Genomic DNA, 2,441 nt, shown 5'->3' with positions numbered 1-2,441 from the left:
GCCAGGGAAAACTCATCTCAAGGCTCGCTTCCCGCTTAGATGCTTTCAGCGGTTATCGATTCCGAACTTAGCTACCGGGCAATGCCATTGGCATGACAACCCGAACACCAGAGGTTCGTCCACTCCGGTCCTCTCGTACTAGGAGCAGCCCCTTTCAATTTTCCAACGCCCACGGCAGATAGGGACCGAACTGTCTCACGACGTTCTAAACCCAGCTCGCGTACCACTTTAAATGGCGAACAGCCATACCCTTGGGACCGACTTCAGCCCCAGGATGTGATGAGCCGACATCGAGGTGCCAAACACCGCCGTCGATATGAACTCTTGGGCGGTATCAGCCTGTTATCCCCGGAGTACCTTTTATCCGTTGAGCGATGGCCCTTCCATTCAGAACCACCGGATCACTATGACCTGCTTTCGCACCTGCTCGAATTGTCATTCTCGCAGTCAAGCGGGCTTATGCCATTGCACTAACCACACGATGTCCAACCGTGTTTAGCCCACCTTCGTGCTCCTCCGTTACTCTTTGGGAGGAGACCGCCCCAGTCAAACTACCCACCAGGCACTGTCCGTAATCCCGATTCAGGGACCAACGTTAGAACATCAAAACTACAAGGGTGGTATTTCAAGGACGACTCCATCACATCTAGCGACGCAATTTCATAGTCTCCCACCTATCCTACACATGTAGGTTCAATGTTCAGTGCCAAGCTGTAGTAAAGGTTCACGGGGTCTTTCCGTCTAGCCGCGGGTACACTGCATCTTCACAGCGATTTCAATTTCACTGAGTCTCGGGTGGAGACAGCGTGGCCATCATTACGCCATTCGTGCAGGTCGGAACTTACCCGACAAGGAATTTCGCTACCTTAGGACCGTTATAGTTACGGCCGCCGTTTACCGGGGCTTCGATCAAGAGCTTCGACCGAAGTCTAACCCCATCAATTAACCTTCCGGCACCGGGCAGGCGTCACACCGTATACGTCATCTTACGATTTTGCACAGTGCTGTGTTTTTAATAAACAGTTGCAGCCACCTGGTATCTGCGACTCTCGTCTGCTCCATCCGCAAGGGACTTCACTGATAAGAGCGTACCTTCTCCCGAAGTTACGGTACCATTTTGCCTAGTTCCTTCACCCGAGTTCTCTCAAGCGCCTTGGTATTCTCTACCCGACCACCTGTGTCGGTTTGGGGTACGATTCCTTACAATCTGAAGCTTAGAGGCTTTTCCTGGAAGCATGGCATCAATGACTTCACTACCGTAGTAGCTCGACATCGTATCTCAGCGTTAAGAAAGTCCGGATTTACCTAAACTTTCCGCCTACATACTTGAACCTGGACAACCGTCGCCAGGCCCACCTAGCCTTCTCCGTCCCCCCATCGCAATTGTAAGAAGTACGGGAATATTAACCCGTTTCCCATCGACTACGCCTTTCGGCCTCGCCTTAGGAGTCGACTTACCCTGCCCCGATTAACGTTGGACAGGAACCCTTGGTCTTCCGGCGAGGGAGTTTTTCACTCCCTTTATCGTTACTCATGTCAGCATTCGCACTTCTGATACCTCCAGCAGCCCTTACAGACCACCTTCAACGGCTTACAGAACGCTCCCCTACCCCACATACCCTAAGGTACGTAGCCGCAGCTTCGGTGTATAGCTTAGCCCCGTTACATCTTCCGCGCAGGCCGACTCGACCAGTGAGCTATTACGCTTTCTTTAAATGATGGCTGCTTCTAAGCCAACATCCTGGCTGTCTGAGCCTTCCCACATCGTTTCCCACTTAGCTATACTTTGGGACCTTAGCTGGCGGTCTGGGTTGTTTCCCTCTCCACGACGGACGTTAGCACCCGCCGTGTGTCTCCCGGATAGTACTTACTGGTATTCGGAGTTTGCAAAGGGTTGGTAAGTCGGGATGACCCCCTAGCCTTAACAGTGCTCTACCCCCAGTAGTATTCGTCCGAGGCGCTACCTAAATAGCTTTCGGGGAGAACCAGCTATCTCCAGGTTTGATTGGCCTTTCACCCCTAGCCACAAGTCATCCGCTAATTTTTCAACATTAGTCGGTTCGGTCCTCCAGTTGATGTTACTCAACCTTCAACCTGCCCATGGCTAGATCACCTGGTTTCGGGTCTAATCCTAGCAACTGTACGCCCAGTTAAGACTCGGTTTCCCTACGGCTCCCCTAAACGGTTAACCTTGCTACTAAAATTAAGTCGCTGACCCATTATACAAAAGGTACGCAGTCACACCACGAAGGTGCTCCTACTGCTTGTACGTACACGGTTTCAGGTTCTATTTCACTCCCCTCACAGGGGTTCTTTTCGCCTTTCCCTCACGGTACTGGTTCACTATCGGTCAGTCAGTAGTATTTAGCCTTGGAGGATGGTCCCCCCATATTCAGACAGGATATCACGTGTCCCGCCCTACTCGTTTTCACTGATTATGA

The 2,441-nt window shown here is 51.7% G+C and carries 1 rRNA gene (running past one end of the window); it reads right to left on the bottom strand.

The features are described 5' to 3' along the window. Positions 1–2,441 (bottom strand): 23S ribosomal RNA (locus AACT19_RS21120); its annotated part runs 331 nt beyond the window's last position; the annotation flags it as partial.

It is taken from the genome of Vibrio sp. 10N.222.47.A9, assembly GCF_963872585.1.
Lineage (GTDB): Bacteria > Pseudomonadota > Gammaproteobacteria > Enterobacterales > Vibrionaceae > Vibrio > Vibrio splendidus.
This window is presented reverse-complemented; position numbering and strand designations above follow the sequence as displayed.